This is a genomic window from Aquabacterium sp. A08, from assembly GCF_011742065.1.
This window is the reverse complement of sequence record NZ_JAAQQT010000585.1, coordinates 1-16,928: the sequence shown is the minus strand read 5'-3', so window position 1 is coordinate 16,928 and position 16,928 is coordinate 1. Positions and strand designations below refer to the sequence as shown.

Sequence of the window (16,928 nt, the reverse complement as noted above, 5' to 3'; positions counted from 1 at the left end):
TACCTGCCCATGGGTTACATGATCGGCGGCTACACCCTGTTCGTGCCGCGCGACTGGCTCACCCCCATCGACATGTCGGTGGAAGAAGCCATGCGTTCTTCCCTCATCGCCTGGATGGCCCACCGCAACACCCCATGACGATCCGCAACCTCGACCGCCTCTTCGCCCCCCGCAGCGTCGCCGTCTTTGGCGCCTCCGACCGCGCCCACAGCGTCGGCGCCACCGTGTGGCACAACCTGTCGCGCGGCTTCCAGGGCACGCTCTACCCGGTCAACCCGCGGCTGCGCCAGCTGGGCGACGTGCCGGCCTGGCCGTCGGTGGCGGCGCTGCCCGCCGCGCCCGACCTGGCCGTCATCTGCACCCCGCCGGCCACGGTGCCGGGGCTGATCGCCGAACTGGGCGCCAAAGGCACGCGCGCGGCGGTGGTGGTCACCGCCGGGCTCGACGCCCACCAAAAGCAGGCCATGCTGGACGCGGCCCGCACCCACACCCTGCGCATCCTGGGGCCCAACTGCATCGGCATGCTGGTGCCGCACCTGGGCCTCAACGCCAGCTTCGCCCACGCCGACGCGGCCCCGGGCTCCATCGCTTTCGTGTCCCAGTCGGGCGCGCTGGTCACCGCCATGCTGGACTGGGCCAACTCGCGCCAGATCGGCTTCTCGCACTTCGTCTCGCTCGGCGAACACGCCGACGTGGACTTTGGCGACATGCTGGACTTCTTGGGCAGCGACCCCAAAACCCGCGCCATCCTGCTCTACGTCGAGTCGATCGACGCGCCGCGCAAATTCATGTCGGCGGCGCGGGCGGCGGCGCGCAACAAGCCGGTCATCCTGGTCAAGGCCGGGCGTTCGGCCCAGGGGCAGAAGGCCGCGGCCTCGCACACCGGCGCGCTGGCCGGCTCGGACGAGGTGTTCGACGCCGCCATTTCCCGCGCCGGCATGCTGCGGGTGTACACCTTGCAACACCTGTTCATGGCGGCCGAACTGCTGGCCCGCTTCCGCGACAACCGGAGCGAACGCCTGATCGTGCTGACCAACGGCGGCGGCGCTGGCGTCATGGCGGCCGACGCCGCCGCCTACGCCGAGGTGGAACTGGCCCCGCTGGCGCCCGAGCTGGTGGCCCAGCTCGACGCGGTGCTGCCCGGCAACTGGTCGCGCGCCAACCCGGTGGACATCATCGGCGACGCGCCGGCGCAGCGCTACGTGGACGCCCTTAAGCTGCTGCGCCAGGCGCGCGACAGCGCCATCCTCTTCGTGCAGGCACCCACCGCCATCGTGCCCAGCACCGAGATCGCCCAGGCCCTGCTGCCGCTGGCCCAGGAGCGGCCGCCGCGCGTGCTGGGCAGCTGGCTGGGCCACAGCGCGGTGGCCGAGGCGCGCGCCTTGTTCCGCGCCGGCGGCGTGCCCGACTACGACACCCCCGAAGAAGCGGTGCGGGCGTTTTCTTTCTTGCGCCAGTTCCACCGCCACCAGGCCGAGCTGATGGAAACCCCGCCGGCCGCGCCGCTGGGCAACGGGCTGGACCTGCCGGCCATCCGCCAGCTGGTGGACTTTGTGCTGGCCGACGGCCGCGACATCCTGACCGAACCCGAGGCCAAGGAACTGCTGCGGCTGGCCGGCATTCCGGTGACGCCGACGCGGGTGGTGCCGCCCGAGGCCGAGGCCGCCGTCTACGCCGCCGACACCCTGGGCTACCCGGTGGTGCTGAAAATCCTCTCGCACGACATCACCCACAAGTCCGACGTGGGCGGGGTGCGCCTGAACCTGCACAACGCCGCCGAGGTGGCCCAGGCCGCCCAGGCCATGCTGGAGCGGGTGGCCGAACGCCAGCCGGGCGCGCGCATCGAAGGCTTCACCGTGCAGCCCATGGTGCGGCGCGAGCACGCCCACGAACTGATCCTGGGCGCCAGCATCGACCCCCTGTTCGGCCCGGTCATCCTGTTCGGCCAGGGCGGCGTGTCGGTGGAGGTGGTGGGCGACCGCGCGCTGGCCTTGCCGCCGCTGAACGCGCCGCTGGCCGAGGCGCTGATCGACCGCACCCGCGTGGCCAAACTGCTGCGCGGCTACCGCGACGTGCCCGCCGCCGACCGCGGCGCCATCACCCACGCGCTGGTGGCGATCTCGCAGTTGCTGGCCGACGTGCCGGAAATCGCCGAACTCGACATCAACCCGCTGGTGGTGAACCCCGACGGCGCCATGGCCCTGGACGCCCGGGTGCGGCTGTGCCGCAGCCGGCCCGCGGGCGCCGCCCATTTCGCCATCAAGCCCTACCCGCAGGACCTGGTCGAAACCCGGCCCTGGGACGACGGCCGCACCCTCACCCTGCGCCCGATCCGCCCCGAGGACGAGGCCCAGCACCTGGCGTTTTTCCAGCGCCTGACGCCCGAGGACATCCGCCTGCGCGTGTTCTACACCCGGCGCAGCATCGAGCACAGCGAGCTGGCGCGGCTGACCCAGATCGACTACGACCGCGAGATCGCCTTTGTGGCCACGCTGCCGCTGGCCGATGGCGGCGAGGAAACGCTGGGCGTGGTGCGCGGCATTTGCGACCCCGACAACGACGCGGCCGAGTTCGGCGTGATCGTGCGCTCCGACCTCAAGGGCAAGCGCATGGGCTGGATCCTGATGGACAAGCTGGTGCGCTACCTGCGCGCCAACGGCACGCAGCGCATCGTCGGCACGGTGCTGCGCGAAAACAAGGGCATGCTGGGCCTGGCCAGCCGGCTGGGCTTCCGCATCGAGGCGCACCCGGAGGACCACGACCTGCGCCACGTCGAGCTGCCGCTGCAGGCCCCGCCCCAGGGCTGACCCGGGGCGGGGCGCTGGGGCCCGGGCGTCAGGCCAGCAGCGTGAACGCCACGATGAACAGGCCCAGCCCCAGGTTCACCAGCACCCACTGGCGGATCTGCTGCAGGGCTGCGCCGCCGGCGGTCCAGTCGCTCGCCTGCACCGCGCGGCGCAGCCGGCCGTACAGGGCGAAGCGGATGTGGCCAAAGACGAGCACCATCAGCGTGCCCAGGATGGACATGACCGTCCAGTCCAGCGGCATGGCAAAGCTGCCGCCGGACTGCACCGCCTCCTTGGCGACGCGGCCCATCATCCAGGCGCCGCTGAACAGCGCCACCAGCGACAGCACGGTGATGGCCCCGAAAAAGCGCTGCAGCACCGCGTGCATCAGGCGCACGCGCACCGCCGGCTCCAGCGGCGCGGTGGCCGGGCGCAGGAAGAAATGGGCGAACACCATGCCCCCGATCCACACAACGATGGACAGGACATGGGCGGTTTTGAGCAGGGCGTAGAGCATGGCGGGTATCCAGTGGGTTCGGTCGGCACGCACCTTACCAGTTTTCGCCGGCCCAGCCGCCACCGTGGCTTTTGTGCTGCAGTGCAACAAAAGGCTTGCAATCCGGTGCCAGACCCGTATACTTGGACTCATGTTGCAGCGCAGCATAAGTCGACAAAACTGTCACAGCCCTGTCGCACCGGCGCGCTACTGTCCCTGCCACCCGCCCTTTTTTCAAGGAGTACCGCCATGTTGACCGTTGAACAAATCCTCGCCGCTCAAAAAGCCCAAGTCGCCACCCTGTTCGACCTGAGCAGCAAAGCCCTGGCCAGCGTTGAAAAGCTGAACGAGCTGAACCTGCAAGCCGCCAAGGCTTCCCTGTCCGAGAGCGCCAGCCACGCCCAAGCCGTGCTGAGCGTGAAAGACGTGCAAGAGCTGGTTGCCCTGCAGTCCACCGTGCTGCAGCCGCTGGCCGAGAAAGCCGCTTCCTACAGCCGCCACCTGTACGACATCGCCTCCGGTGTCGGCGCCGAGTTCGGCAAAGTGGCCGAAGCCCAAGCCGCCGACGCGCAGAAGCAGTTCGCTTCGGCCGTGGACACCGCCGTCAAGAGCGCCCCCCAGGGTTCCGAGTCCGCCGTGGCCGCCGTCAAGAACGCCATGTCCACCGCCACCTCCGCCATGGAGTCGGTGCAGAAGGCCGTCAAGCAAGCCACCGAGCTGGCCGAAGCCAACTTCAACGCCGTGACCACCAGCGCCCTGGCCGCCAAGCCGGTCAAGGCCACCAAAGCCTGATTCTTTCAGCGCTTTGCACCAGCCCCGCGCTTCGGCCCGGGGCTTTTTTTGCGCCTTGCGCGGCACAATTGACGCCAACCCGACACCACCCCCCGCCCCCGGGGGGCAGACCCGCGGGGCCGGCACCGATAATCGGCGACACACCCCATTCCCTGTCACTGGAGGACACATGAGCGAAATTCTCACCGTCGGCATCGTTGGCGCCGGCACCATGGGCAACGGCATTGCACAGGCCTGTGCGGTCAGCGGCATCCAGGTCGTGATGGTCGACATCAGCGAAACCGCCGTGCAAAAGGGCATCGCCACCGTGGCCGGCAGCCTCGACCGCCTCATCAAAAAAGACAAGATGACGGCCGCCGACAAGGACGCGGCCATGGCACGCCTGCGGGGCTCCACCAGCTACGACGACCTGAAGGGCGCGCAACTGGTCATCGAGGCCGCCACGGAAAACCTCGAACTCAAGATCAAGATCCTGCGCCAGCTCGACGGCCTGCTGCCGGCCGACACGTTGGTGGCCACCAACACCAGCTCCATCGGTATCACCCAGCTGGCCGCCGTGACCCAGCGCGCCGACCGCTTCATCGGCATGCACTTCTTCAACCCGGTGCCCATGATGGCGCTGGTGGAGATCATCCGCGGCCTGCAGACCAGCGACAGCACCCACGCCGCCGTGCACGCGCTGGCGCTCAAGCTGGGCAAGACGCCGATCACGGTGAAGAACGCGCCGGGCTTTGTGGTCAACCGCATCCTGGTGCCGATGATCAACGAGGCCTTCTTCGTGCTGGCCGAGGGCCTGGCCAGCGCCGAAGACATCGACAACGGCATGAAGCTGGGTTGCAACCACCCCATCGGCCCGCTGGCCTTGGCCGACCTGGTCGGTCTGGACGTGTGCCTGGCGGTGATGAACGTCTACTTCGCCGAGTTCAACGACAGCAAGTACCGCCCCTGCCCATTGCTGAAAGAAATGGTGGCCGCCGGTTACCTGGGCCGCAAGACCGGCCGCGGCGTGTACCGCTACTGACGCACCCGACCCGCCGCCTGCCGGCGGCGGTGCGGCGCCCGTCGGGGGCAGGCGGCGCCGCACCCCCACACCGTCCAAGACACTGGTACGATAGACCGCGTCGCAAACGGTGAACGCCCCACACCTTGCCGCGACCGTCACAAACGCAAATCTGGCAAAGATTTTTGTGAAAAACGATGGATATGTACAATATCCCTCTGTCTAACGGTTCCCCCCGCGCCCTGCCATGTCCCCCAACCCCCAGCGGCTGCTGTCCGGCCTCAGCCAGCACGCCGACACGCTGACCCAACGCCTGCAGACGCTGCACCAGCACCTGCTCGACACGGTGCCGGCGGTGGACCGCATCGCCTGCGCGCTCTACGACGCGCAGGAAGACACGCTCAAGACCTTCATCAACAGCACCCGCGCCGGGCGCGCGATCAGCGGTTACGAGTACAAACTGTCGGACAGCCAGGCCCTGAGCGCCCTGGCCCGCAGTGGCGAGTTCCGGGTGCTGGACGACATCGCCCAGATGGTGCAGTCCAACACCGGCCACGCCCAGTGGCTGCGGGAACAGGGCTACCGCTCGTCCTTCACCGTGCCGCTGTACGACGGTGGCCAGCTGCAGGGTTTTGTGTTTTTCGACTCCCTGCAGACCGGCGCCTTCAGCCCCGAGGTGCAGCGCGACCTGGTGCTCTACAGCAACCTGATCGGCATGGCGATCGCCAGCGAGTTCGCGGCGGTGCGCTCGGTGCTGGAAGCCACTCGGGTGGCGCGCGAACTGGCCGAGGTGCGCGACTTTGAAACCGGCGCGCACCTGGAGCGCATGGCGCGCTATTCCCGCGTCATCGCGCTGGCGGTGGCGCTGCACTTCGGCCTGAACGACGAGTTCGTGGAAAGCGTGTACCTGTTCTCGTCGCTGCACGACATCGGCAAGATCGGCATTCCCGACAAGGTGCTGCTCAAGCCCGGCAAGCTCGACGCCGCCGAACGCGTGGTCATGGAAGGGCACGTGGACAAGGGCGTGCAGATCATCGACCGCATCGTCGGCACCGGTGCCCACCAGCGCCTGCCGGACTCGACCGTGTTGCGCAACATCGTGCACTGCCACCACGAGTACCTGGACGGTTCGGGCTACCCGCGCGGCCTGCGCGGCGATGCGGTGCCGGTGGAAGCACGCATCGTCACCGTGGCCGACATTTTCGACGCGCTGACCGCCCTGCGCCCGTACAAACAGGTGTGGACGCCGCAAGCGGCGCTGGGCGAACTGGACCGCATGGTCGCCGCCGGCCAGCTGGACCCCGCCTGTGTGCGCGCGGTGCACGAGCACCTGCCCGAGATCCTGGCGATCCGCGAACGCTACAACGACGAGCCGGCCTGAAGGCCGCGCTGGCAGCGGCCGCCCGCGGGCCCGCTCACTGCGCCGCCACGAAGCTGCCCGACTTGCCCCCGTGCTTCTCCAGCAGCTGCACGTCGGAAATCACCATGCCCCGGTCGGCGGCCTTGCACATGTCGTAAATGGTCAGCAGGGCCACCTGCACGGCGGTCAGGGCCTCCATTTCCACCCCGGTGGGGCCGGTGCATTCGGCGGTGGCGCGGCACCGCACGGCGTTTGCCTCGGGTTCCAGCTCGAACTCCACCGCCACCCGGCTCAGCGCGATCGGGTGGCACAGCGGGATCAGGTCGCTGGTCTTTTTCGCGGCCATGATGCCGGCCAGCCGGGCCACGCCCAGCACGTCGCCCTTTTTGGCGTGGCCGGCGGCCACCAGGGCCAGCGTTTCGGGCCGCATGGCGATGCGGCCCTGGGCCACGGCGACGCGGTGGGTGGCCTGCTTGGCGCCCACGTCCACCATGTGGGCTTGGCCTTGGGCGTCGAAATGGGTGAGGGGGGACGAAGTCATGCGCGGAGGAAGGGGGAGGGTTGTCGGAATCTTTGCCAAGTGCGGGCATCATACGGGGATGCGCCTGCCTTTCGTTCGCCGTTGCTGGCCCCTGTTGCTGGCCGCCCCGCTGTGGCTGGGGCCTGTGTCGCTGGGCCAGGCCCAGGCCCCGTCGCTGGGCCGCAGCCTGCCGGCCTTGGGCGACGGGCACGAACTCTCGCTGAGCGAGGAGCGCCGCCTGGGCGACCAGATCGCCCGCGCCATCTACCGCGACCCGGACTACCTGGACGACCCGGTGCTGGACGGCTACCTGCAGGCGCTGTGGCGGCCGCTGGTGGCGGCGGCGCGTGAACGCGGCGACCTGTCGCCCGACCTGGCCGAGCGCTTCGCCTGGGAGATCATGATCGGGCGCGACCGCAGCGTCAACGCCTTCGCCCTGCCCGGCGGCTACCTGGGGGTGCACCTGGGGCTGCTGGCCACGGTGGCCAGCGCCGACGAACTGGCCTCGGTGCTGGCCCACGAACTCAGCCACGTGTCGCAGCGGCACATCGCCCGGCTGATCGCGCGCCAGAGCCAGCAGGCGCCGTGGATCATCGCCTCCATGATCCTGGGGGCGCTGGCGGCCAGCGCGGCCAAGAACGCCGACATCGCCAACGCCGCCATCGTGGGCGGGCAGGCGGTGGCGGCGCAGTCGCAGCTGAACTTCTCGCGCGACATGGAGCGCGAGGCCGACCGGGTGGGCTTTGGCATCATGACCGACGCCGGCTTCGACGGTCACGGCTTCGTGAGCATGTTCGACAAGCTGCAGCAGGCCTCGCGGCTGAACGACGACGGCGCCTTCCCCTACCTGCGCAGCCACCCGCTGACCACCGAACGCCTGGCCGACATGCGCGCCCGGGTGCCCCAGCACGACCACGCCGCGCCGGGCCGCACCGGCCCGGCCCCGGTGTCGGCCACTTACCACGCCCTGATGTCGGCCCGCGCCCGGGTGCTGTCCGAGCCCGACACCGACCGCCTGCGCGCCCTGGCCCAAACCCTGAACGCCAGCAACGGCCCGCGCGACGACCCCGCCACCCTGGGCCAGCGCTACGCCGCCACCCTGGCCGCCGCCCGCCTGCGCGACGGCGCCCGCGTCTGGACCGGCCTGACCCAGCTGCGCGCCAGCCTGCCGCCCGACGCCGACGCGCAATGGGCGCTGCGCTGGCTGGAGTTGGAGGTGCTGCCCGGCGCCAGCGTGCCCGCCGCACAGGCCGCCGCCACGGCCCAGCACCTGGCCCAGCTGCGCGACCGCGCCCTGGCCGACGGCCAGCGCAGCAGCGTGCTGGTGGCGGCGCGCAGCGCCGTGGGCGCCGACGCCGGCGTGCAGCGCAGCGCCATCCAGCGGCTGCAGACCTGGACCGCGCTGCACCCGCGCGACGCCTCGGCCTGGCAGACGCTGGCCGTGCTGCAGCAGGCCCAGGGCCAGCCGGAGCGCGCCGCCCGGGCCACGGCCGAGGCCCGACTGGCCCACTTGGACGCGCCGGGTGCGCTGGAACGCTTCAAAGCCGCGCAACAACTGGCGCGCGGCCGGCCCGGGGCGGACCACATCGAACTGTCCATCCTGGACGCCCGGGTGCGCGACACCGAACGGCTGGTGCGCGAACAGCTGCGCGAGGCCGAGGCCCGCTGACGCCGCCGCCCCGGCAATAACCCGCCACCCCAGCCACCCGGCGCGCTGGGGCTATCATCGCCCCCCGCAACGCACACGCGCAGGCCGCCATGGCAGGAATCCACATCACCGACATCGAAGCCGCCATCAACTTCTGGCGCGCCCGCCGCCCCTCGCCCGACGGGGTGGTGCTGCCGCCCGAAACCCGCGCCCTGGCCGAGGTGTACGCGCTGATGGTGTACCACCACGAAGACCAGGCCGACGCCGCCACCATGCCGCCCGCGGCCTACGCCGCCTGGCTGGCCTGGTACGACACCACGCCCGACACGCCCTGCATCGCCATCTGCTCCACCAGCCAGGGCGACGAGTGGTGCAAGGGCTGTGGCCGCACCTTCGACGAGGTGCAGCGCTGGCCCGCAATGGACCCGGTGGCCAAGCGCGCCACCTGGTGCCGCATCACCCGGGAGAACAGCGCCTGGCGCTTCAACACCTACGCCGAACGCGCGGTGGAGAACCGATAAAAAAAACCACCGGTGCGACGCGGTGGTTTTTTGAAGGCGCCCAGGGGGCGTCAGACGCGGCGGGCGAGGGCCTCGGCCTGGCCGGTGTAGCTCGCCGGGGTCATGGCCAGCAGGCGGTCTTTGTCGGCCTGCGGAATGTCCAACGACACGATCAGGCCGTGCAGCGCCTCTTTCGTGACGCTCTTGCCGCGGGTCACTTCCTTGAGCTTCTCGTAGGCGCCCGGCACGCCGTAGCGGCGCATCACGGTCTGGATGGGCTCGGCCAGCACCTCCCAGGCGGCGTCGAGGTCGGCGGCCAGCGCTTCCTCGTTCAGCTCCAGCTTGTTGAGGCCGGTCATGAGCGACTGGTGCGCCAGCACGGCATAGCCCAGTGCCACGCCGATGTTGCGCAGCACGGTGGAGTCGGTCAGGTCGCGCTGCCAGCGGCTGATGGGCAGCTTTTCGCTCAGGTGCTTCAACAGCGCATTGGCCAAGCCCAGGTTGCCTTCGGCGTTCTCGAAGTCGATCGGGTTGACCTTGTGCGGCATGGTGGACGAACCGATTTCGCCCGCCTTGAGCTTTTGCTTGAAGTAACCCAGCGACACGTAACCCCAGATGTCGCGCGCCAGGTCGATCAGGATGGTGTTGCTGCGTGCCACGGCGTCGAACAACTCGGCCATGTAGTCGTGCGGCTCGATCTGGATGGAGTAAGGCTGGAAGGTCAGGCCCAGGCCGATCTGGGCGTCGGCCGGCGTCTCAGCGCTGGCTTCCGGCGTTTCCACCACGGCGCGGGCAAAGGCTTCCCAGTCGAACTCGGGCCAGGCGCTCAGGTGGGCGTTGTAGTTGCCCACAGCGCCGTTCATCTTGCCCATGAGTTTGACGTCGGCGATTTTGGCGCGCACGGTGCTCAGGCGCACCGCCACGTTGCCCAGTTCCTTGCCCACGGTGGTGGGGCTGGCGGTCTGGCCGTGGGTGCGGCTGAGCATGGGCACGGCGGCGAAGGTGTGCGCCATGGTGCGCAGTTTGTCGATGATGCCGTCCAGGCCCGGCAGCAGCACCTGGTCGCGCCCGGCCTTGATCTGCAGCGCGTGGCTGGTGTTGTTGATGTCTTCGCTGGTGCAGGCAAAGTGCACGAACTCGCCGGCCTTTTGCAGCTCGGGCCAGCCGTCGAAGGCGCCTTTGACGCCCATGGCCGCGTTGCCACGGATCCAGTATTCCACCGCCTTCACGTCGTGGTTGGTGGTTTTTTCAATGGCCTTGATGGCCTCGGCGTCGGCGGGGCTGAAGTTCGCCACCACGGCGCGCAAATGGGCGCGGGCGGCACTGGACAGCGGCGGGAATTCGGCGAAGCCGGCGTCGCTCAGGTGCTCGAACCAGGCCAGTTCGACCTGCACGCGGCGGTGCATGTAGCCGTACTCGCTCATGAAGGGGCGCAGCGCGGCCAGCTTGCCCACGTAGCGGCCATCCAGCGGCGACAGGGCGGTGACCGGGGAAAATTCGACGGAGGTGATTGCTTGCATGATGCCCCGAATTGTAGAAGGCCCGCCCCCACCCGCCGCAAAACCCGGGGCCCACACGGTGGCTGGGGGGCCCCGCCCCGCGCGGGGGACCGCTGGCTAAAATGGCCTTCCCAAGGGACACCCACACCAGACATGAAACTGATCGGCTCCACCACCAGCCCCTACGTGCGCAAAGTGCGCATCGTCATGGCCGAAAAAAAGCTCGATTTCCAGTTTGTGGAAGAAGACGTGTGGTCGGCCCAGACCACCATCGGCGAGGCAAACCCGCTGGGCAAGGTGCCGTGTCTGGTCATGGAAGGCGGCGAGGCGGTGTTCGACTCGCGCGTCATCGTCGAGTACCTGGACACCCTGTCGCCCGTGGGCAAGCTGATCCCGGCCGGTGGGCGCGAACGCGCCGAAGTCAAAACCTGGGAGGCCCTGGCCGACGGCATGCTGGACGCCGCGGTGCTGGCCCGGCTGGAGGCCACCTGGGCCGGCCGCGCCGAGGGCGAGCGGTCCCCCGCCTGGATCGCCCGGCAGATGGACAAAATCCACCTGAGCCTGCGGGCCATGGCGCAGGGGCTGGGCGACCGGCCGTTCTGCCACGGCATCCACCTGACGCTGGCCGACGTGGCGGTGGGCTGCGCCCTGGGCTACCTGGATTTCCGCTTCCCGCAACTGGCCTGGCGGCCAGAGCACCCCAACCTGGCCAAGTGGTTCGACAAACTGGCCCAGCGCCCCAGCTTCCACGACAGCCTGCCGCCGGCCTGAGCACCGAAATAAAAGGTGTTGCGAAGCGCCCCGGGGCAAAGGGAGGAGGGAGGGAGGAGGAGAAACGCCCTCGGGGGTGACCGCGGCCCTAGGCAGACCGACTGGCTTCGCAACACGATTAACCGGGTGTGGCGCCCCAACGGCGGCCACGTAGGTATGTGTGCGAGGCGCCGCCCAAAGTTCCCAGCCTTGCGCCCGCCACCGGGCCGATTTGCAACAAATTGTGGCCGCCGCGTGCACCGCGGCTGACCTGCGTCAAACCCGGCCTGCGGGCGCGGGCCGATACTGGGGCCCCTATTCCACCGCAGGAGCCCCGCGCCATGAGCACTTTCGACCACCCCGGCCTGATCCAGGATATCAACGAATGCCTGGGGCCGTTCCGCAAAAACCAGTCCGACACCATGAAGGGCTTTGCGCTGCTGGCCCAGGCCGCCATGGCCGAAGGCGCGGTGAGCACCAAGCAGAAGGAACTGATCGCCCTGGCCATCGGGGTGAGCCAGCGCTGCTCGGGCTGCATCGGCTTCCACGTGAAGGCGCTGCACCGCCTGGGCGCCACCCGCGCGGAGCTGGAGGAAACGCTGTCGGTGTGCGTGTACATGGGCGGCGGCCCGTCGCTCATGTACGCGGCCGAGGCCCTGAAGGCCTGGGACACGCTGCACCCGGGGGCGCCGGGCTGAGGCCGGGCCCTCTACACTGGCGGGGTGATCCACCCTGGGCCGCACCGCCCCTCTCCGGGTGGCCGCCCACCGCCTTTGCCCCGCCCATGACCGCCTTGTCCACCGCCCGCCCCACCCCGAACCCGAACCCACCCGAACCGGCCCAAGCCCTGCTCTTGGCCGCCGGCCGCGGCGAGCGCATGCGCCCGCTGACCGACACCACCCCCAAACCTCTGCTGGCCGTGCAGGGCAAGCCACTGATGCAGTGGCACCTGGAAGCCCTGGCCCGGGGCGGCGTGCGCAGTGTGTGCATCAACACCGCGTGGCTGGGCGAGCAGATGCCGGCCCGGTTCGGCGCCCGCTTCACGCCCCAGGCGGCGGCGTGGGACGGCGCAGGCCCGGCCCCTCAACTGGCCTTGCACTACTCCATGGAAGGGCAGGACTTTGGCGGCGCGTTGGAGACGGCCGGCGGCATTGTGCGCGCACTGCCCCGGCTGGACGACGTGTTCTGGCTGCTGGCCGGCGACGTGTTCGCGCCCGAGTTCGTGTTTTCCCACGCGGTGCGGGCGGCGTTTGCGCGCAGCCCGCTGCTGGCGCACATCTGGCTGGTGCCCAACCCGGACCACCACCCCCAGGGCGACTTTGGCGTGGCGGTGCTGCCCGGCGGCCGCCTGCTGGCGCACAACGGCGCCGACGCGCCCAAGCACACCTACTCCACCATCGGCCTGTACAAAAAGGCGTTCTTCGCGCAGCCCTGGTGCCCCATTCCAGCGGGCAACCCGCAGGGCGTGGCCGCCCCACTGGGGCCCATGCTGCGCGCCGCCATCGACACGGGGCAGGTGGGCGCCTCGGTGTACCCCGACCGCTGGGTGGACGTGGGCACGCCCGAGCGGCTGGCCGCCCTCAACGCCCCTGGGCCCACCTCGGCCGCCCTGCACTGAAACACGGGCGCTTGCGTATCATCGTTGACCATGACCGCCATCCCCCACCAAGCCCTGTACGCCGACCGCCGTGCCCGCCTGGCCGCCCAGCTGGGCCCGGGCGGCGTGGCCATCGTGCCCACCGCGCCGGAACGCACCCGCAACCGCGACAGCGAGTACCTGTTCCGGTTCGACAGCTACTTCTACTACCTGACCGGCTTCACCGAGCCGCGCGCCTGGCTGGTCATCACCGCCGAGGGCCACACCACGCTGTTCTGCCAGCCCAAAGACCTGGAGCGTGAGATCTGGGACGGCATCCGCCTCGGGCCGCAGGCCGCGCCCGGCGCGCTGGGTGTGGACGAAGCCTTTTCGGTGGACGAGCTGGACACCCGCCTGCCGAAGTTGCTGGAAAACCGCCACACCGTGTGGTACCCGTTCGCGGTGCACACCGGCCTGGAAACCCGGGTGGACGGCTGGCTGCAGAAGGTGCGTGCCCGCGTGCGCTACGGCGCCCTGTGCCCCGACGCCCAGCGCGACCTGTGCGGCCCGCTCGACGAGATGCGCCTGATCAAAGACGCCCACGAAATCGACGTGATGCGGCGCGCCGCGCAGATCAGCGCCCAGGCCCACATCCGCGCCATGCGCCGCAGCGCAGCCACCCTCCGCGCCGGGCAGGACCTGCGCGAATACCACCTGGACGCCGAGCTGCTGCACGAATTCCGCCAGCACGGCTCACAGTACCCGGCCTACGGCAGCATCGTGGCCGCCGGCGCCAACGCCTGCGTGCTGCACTACCGCGCCGACGCCGCCCCGGTGCGCGACGGCGAACTGGTGCTGATCGACGCCGGCTGCGAACTCGACGGCTACGCCAGCGACATCACCCGCACCTTCCCGGCCAACGGCAGGTTCACCGGCCCGCAACGCGACCTGTACGACCTGGTGCTGGCGTCGCAAGAGGCCGCCATTGCCGCCACCCGGCCCGGCAGCCGCTTTGTGGACCCGCACGACGCCACGGTGAAGGTGCTGGCCCAGGGCATGCTCGACCTGGGGCTGCTGAACCGCAACGACGTGGGCCACCTGGACGACGTGATCGCCGAGCGCCACTACTTCCGCTTCTACATGCACCGCACCGGCCACTGGCTGGGGCTGGACGTGCACGACGTGGGCAGCTATGTGGAACCGAGCGAACTCGGCCAACTGAGCGAGCGCCAAGACCCGCTGAGTGGCGAAACCATCAAAGACCGACCCAGCCGCGTCCTGCGCCCCGGCATGGTGCTGACCATCGAGCCCGGCCTCTACGTGAGCCCGGCGCCCGGCGTGCCCGAGCATTTCTGGAACATCGGCATCCGCATCGAGGACGACGCGGTGGTGACCGAAAACGGCTGCGAACTGCTGACCCGGGGCGTGCCGGTGAAGGCCGACGAGATCGAAGCCCTCATGGGCGGTTGAAGCGCATGTCCGGGCCTTTGCGCGTCGTCATCGACCACCTCTGCACCGGCACCGTGGCGCCGCTGGTGGCCGAGGGCCGGCGTTTTTCCAGCGCCATCGGCAAACGCCCGCGAACCGAGGCGGTGGCTCTGGCGCCGCTGGGCCTGCAGCGCGACGAGCAGGCCGACCCCAGCGTGCACGGCGGCCTGGCCAAGGCGGTCTACGCCTGGCCGGTGCAGCACCACGCCTGGTGGCAGGCGCAGCGGCGCGAACGCGGCGCCAGCCTGTTCGACGAGGCGCTGCCGCCCGGCTTTTTTGGCGAAAACCTGGGCCTGCGCGGCCTGGACGCGCCGCTGGACGAGGCGGCTGTGTACGTGGGCGACGAACTGCACTTTCCCGACGCGGTGCTGCGCGTGACCGAGCCGCGCCAGCCCTGCTTCAAGTTCGCCGCCGTCATGGGCTACGCCGAGGCGGGCAAGGACATGGTGCTGTCGCGCCGCTGCGGGTTTTACCTGGCGGTGGTGCAGGCCGGCACGCTGCAGGCCGGCCAGGTGGGCGAACTGCGCGCCGGCCCGCGGGCCTTCAGCATCGCCGACGCCATCCACGCCAAACGCCTCAAGCACCTGCGCTGAAGCGCCTGGCAGCGGCTCAGGGCTGCTGCGCCGCGCGCGCTTTGTCGGGCGAGCCTTCCAGGCCGGCCAGCAGGGCGCGGCTGTCGCCCGGAATCACCATCTGGAACTTGCTGTCCACCGTGGTGTAGTCGAAATAGCCCATGCGCGCCAGCGGGCGGATCTTGAGCACGTCGACGAAGCCCTCGGGCGTGAGCACCTCGTCGGCGATGTGCACCGCCACCACGCGGCCGAACACCACGTCGGCGGTACCCATGGGCGGCACGCCAGGGAAGCGCAGGGTGTTGAGGTAGACGCACTCGAACTGGATGGGCGAGCCCCCCACCCGCGCCGGTTTCACCTTGCGCGACGGCAGCTTGGCCAGACCGGCGCGCTCGAACTCATCCACGCCGTGCGGCAGCTCCTGGGCGCTGATGTTGACCGCCTCGCGCAGTTCGTAGGTGGCCAGGTTCCAGACGAACTCGCCGGTGTCCTCGGCGTTGCGCACCGAGTCCTTGCGCTGGCCCGAGGTGTCCTGGTTGGCCGAGAACATGACGATGGGCGGGTTGAAGGTGACGTTCTGGAACTGGCTGTAGGGTGCCAGGTTGTGCTGGCCGTCGCGGCTCACGGTGGAAATCCAGCCGATGGGGCGCGGCACCACGCAGGATTTGAAGGGGTCGTGCGGCAGGCCGTGGGGGGTGATACCGGGTTCGTAGTACATGCAAAGTCTCCTCGGGTGGCGGCGCCACCGGGGCCAGAAGGCCGGGCCGGTGGCGCGGGGCTCAGGGTTCAGCGGCTGGTCAAGGGCGCGGCGGCGGGCGACAATGGCGATCTCTGCCGGCCTGGCCCGCGCGCTCGACACCCACTGTACGGCGCGCCGGTCGCGCCGGCTGTCATCCCAGAAGACGACACCGCCCCATGAGGACCTGGACCCCCGACCCCCGTCAGGCCGCTGCCGTCAGCGGCCAGTGGCTGGCCGAGCTGATCGCGCCGCTGGGCCAGCCCGCCTTCGGCCCGGCGGTGCTGGAGCGCCTGCGCGCGCTGGTGCCGGTGGGCTCGTACGCGGTGTACCGGGTGGGAACGGCGCCGGCGATGTACCTCTCGGGCAGCCACGGCGGGCCCGACCGGACGCTGGCCTGCTGGCGCGCCTACCTGCAAGGCCCGCACGCCCAAGACCGCACCCTGGCGGCCGGCGCGCCCCCGGCGGACCGGGCCTGGCTGTGCCACATCACCGCGCCGGAGGTGCCGCTGCCGCACCGCGCGGCGGTGTACGACCCGCACGGCATGGCCGAGCGCCTGTCGGTGGTGCGGCAGCAGGGCGACGCGGTGCTGGCGCTCAACCTGTACCGGCACCGGGAGCAGCCGCACTGGCGTGACGGCCAGATCGGCGACTTCGCCGCGCTGGCGCCAGGGCTGCTGGCGCTGGTGGAAAAACACCTGGCGCTGACCGCGCCGCCTGGGGCGCCATCCCCGGCCTGGGGGCACGACCAGGCAACGGCCGCGACACCCGACTGGCGCGCGCGCCTGCAAAGGCACTGTCCGGCCCTGACGCCGCGCGAGCTGGACGTGTGCGAACGCCTGCTGGCGGGCCTGACGCAGGACGGCATCGCCGCCGACCTGTGCCTGAGCGTGCCCACGGTGAAAACCTACCGCAACCGCGCCTTCGAGCGGCTGGGCATCCACTTCCGCAACGAGTTGTTTGCCCTGGCGATGGCGTTGCCCGCCGCGCGGGGCTGACGTTGGGCGCCGCCGGGGTACAACCCGGCAACGCCCCTCCGGCTCAAGGGGTCAGACGCGTTCCAGCACCAGCGCAATGCCCTGGCCCACGCCGATGCACATGGTGCACAGCGCGTAGCGGCCGCCGGTGTGCTGCAGGCGGTTGATGGCGGTGGTGGCCAGGCGGGCGCCCGAGGCCCCCAACGGATGACCCAGCGCAATCGCGCC

The 16,928-nt window shown here is 70.1% G+C and carries 16 protein-coding genes and 1 pseudogene; 12 read left to right on the top strand and 5 right to left on the bottom strand.

Annotated features, from left to right (window positions below; translation table 11 throughout):
- Window positions 1-134 precede the first annotated feature (134 nt).
- Entirely contained in the window at window positions 135-2,807 is a 2,673-nt protein-coding gene (locus HA630_RS07645; RefSeq protein ID WP_166833854.1) for a bifunctional acetate--CoA ligase family protein/GNAT family N-acetyltransferase, read from the top strand.
- Window positions 2,808-2,835: 28 nt separating this feature from the next.
- On the opposite strand, the gene HA630_RS07640 is transcribed toward HA630_RS07645, so the two are convergent.
- Window positions 2,836-3,336: a CopD family protein gene (locus tag HA630_RS07640; protein ID WP_371809227.1), complete on the bottom strand. Its 501-nt coding sequence runs from the start codon at window positions 3,334-3,336 to the stop codon at window positions 2,836-2,838.
- A 195-nt stretch (window positions 3,337-3,531) separates the two neighbouring features.
- Here HA630_RS07640 and HA630_RS07635 point away from each other — a divergent pair, with 195 nt between their 5' ends.
- The 3 genes from HA630_RS07635 (at window position 3,532) to HA630_RS07625 (ending at window position 6,455) form a co-directional block, all read left to right on the top strand.
- A complete protein-coding gene (locus HA630_RS07635) occupies window positions 3,532-4,074 on the top strand; it encodes a phasin family protein (RefSeq protein ID WP_166833850.1) in 543 nt (180 codons plus the stop codon).
- 169 nt (window positions 4,075-4,243) lie between these two features.
- Window positions 4,244-5,095 carry a 3-hydroxybutyryl-CoA dehydrogenase gene (locus HA630_RS07630; protein ID WP_166833849.1) on the top strand — a complete coding sequence of 284 codons (852 nt, stop codon included), beginning with the start codon at window positions 4,244-4,246 and terminating at the stop codon, window positions 5,093-5,095.
- A 226-nt stretch (window positions 5,096-5,321) separates the two neighbouring features.
- Entirely contained in the window at window positions 5,322-6,455 is a 1,134-nt protein-coding gene (locus HA630_RS07625; protein ID WP_166833847.1) for an HD domain-containing phosphohydrolase, read from the top strand.
- Between the two features lie 34 nt (window positions 6,456-6,489).
- On the opposite strand, the gene moaC is transcribed toward HA630_RS07625, so the two are convergent.
- Entirely contained in the window at window positions 6,490-6,975 is a 486-nt protein-coding gene (gene moaC / locus HA630_RS07620; protein ID WP_166833845.1) for a cyclic pyranopterin monophosphate synthase MoaC, read from the bottom strand.
- A 58-nt stretch (window positions 6,976-7,033) separates the two neighbouring features.
- On the opposite strand from moaC, the gene HA630_RS07615 reads away from it, so the two are divergent.
- Together HA630_RS07615 and HA630_RS07610 are read left to right on the top strand one after the other, a co-directional pair.
- Window positions 7,034-8,623: a M48 family metalloprotease gene (locus HA630_RS07615; RefSeq protein WP_166833843.1), complete on the top strand. Its 1,590-nt coding sequence runs from the start codon at window positions 7,034-7,036 to the stop codon at window positions 8,621-8,623.
- Window positions 8,624-8,712: 89 nt separating this feature from the next.
- Complete coding sequence (locus HA630_RS07610; protein WP_166833841.1) at window positions 8,713-9,123, top strand: DUF3717 domain-containing protein; 411 nt, start codon at window positions 8,713-8,715, stop codon at window positions 9,121-9,123.
- A 50-nt stretch (window positions 9,124-9,173) separates the two neighbouring features.
- On the opposite strand, the gene purB is transcribed toward HA630_RS07610, so the two are convergent.
- On the bottom strand, window positions 9,174-10,622 hold the full coding sequence (purB, locus tag HA630_RS07605; RefSeq protein WP_166833839.1) for an adenylosuccinate lyase: 1,449 nt from the start codon (window positions 10,620-10,622) through the stop codon (window positions 9,174-9,176).
- A gap of 132 nt (window positions 10,623-10,754) precedes the next feature.
- Here purB and HA630_RS07600 point away from each other — a divergent pair, with 132 nt between their 5' ends.
- The 5 genes from HA630_RS07600 (at window position 10,755) to HA630_RS07580 (ending at window position 15,008) form a co-directional block, all read left to right on the top strand.
- On the top strand, window positions 10,755-11,372 hold the full coding sequence (locus HA630_RS07600; protein WP_166833837.1) for a glutathione S-transferase family protein: 618 nt from the start codon (window positions 10,755-10,757) through the stop codon (window positions 11,370-11,372).
- Between the two features lie 320 nt (window positions 11,373-11,692).
- A complete protein-coding gene (locus tag HA630_RS07595) occupies window positions 11,693-12,049 on the top strand; it encodes a carboxymuconolactone decarboxylase family protein (RefSeq protein WP_166833835.1) in 357 nt (118 codons plus the stop codon).
- Between the two features lie 86 nt (window positions 12,050-12,135).
- Window positions 12,136-12,969, top strand: a complete 834-nt coding sequence (locus HA630_RS07590; RefSeq protein ID WP_166833833.1) for a nucleotidyltransferase family protein — start codon at window positions 12,136-12,138, stop codon at window positions 12,967-12,969.
- 30 nt (window positions 12,970-12,999) lie between these two features.
- The gene (locus tag HA630_RS07585) at window positions 13,000-14,397 is read left to right on the top strand and encodes an aminopeptidase P N-terminal domain-containing protein (RefSeq protein ID WP_166833831.1); all 1,398 of its coding nucleotides are present in this window, start codon (window positions 13,000-13,002) and stop codon (window positions 14,395-14,397) included.
- 5 nt (window positions 14,398-14,402) lie between these two features.
- Window positions 14,403-15,008, top strand: a complete 606-nt coding sequence (locus HA630_RS07580) for an MOSC domain-containing protein (RefSeq protein ID WP_166833829.1) — start codon at window positions 14,403-14,405, stop codon at window positions 15,006-15,008.
- A gap of 16 nt (window positions 15,009-15,024) precedes the next feature.
- Here HA630_RS07580 and HA630_RS07575 read toward each other — a convergent pair whose 3' ends face one another.
- On the bottom strand, window positions 15,025-15,705 hold the full coding sequence (locus HA630_RS07575) for a flavin reductase family protein (protein ID WP_101048318.1): 681 nt from the start codon (window positions 15,703-15,705) through the stop codon (window positions 15,025-15,027).
- 197 nt (window positions 15,706-15,902) lie between these two features.
- On the opposite strand from HA630_RS07575, the gene HA630_RS07570 reads away from it, so the two are divergent.
- Window positions 15,903-16,721 carry a helix-turn-helix transcriptional regulator gene (locus HA630_RS07570; RefSeq protein WP_208300014.1) on the top strand — a complete coding sequence of 273 codons (819 nt, stop codon included), beginning with the start codon at window positions 15,903-15,905 and terminating at the stop codon, window positions 16,719-16,721.
- A 51-nt stretch (window positions 16,722-16,772) separates the two neighbouring features.
- Here HA630_RS07570 and HA630_RS07565 read toward each other — a convergent pair.
- Window positions 16,773-16,928: pseudogene (locus tag HA630_RS07565) on the bottom strand (3-oxoadipyl-CoA thiolase); the annotation flags it as partial.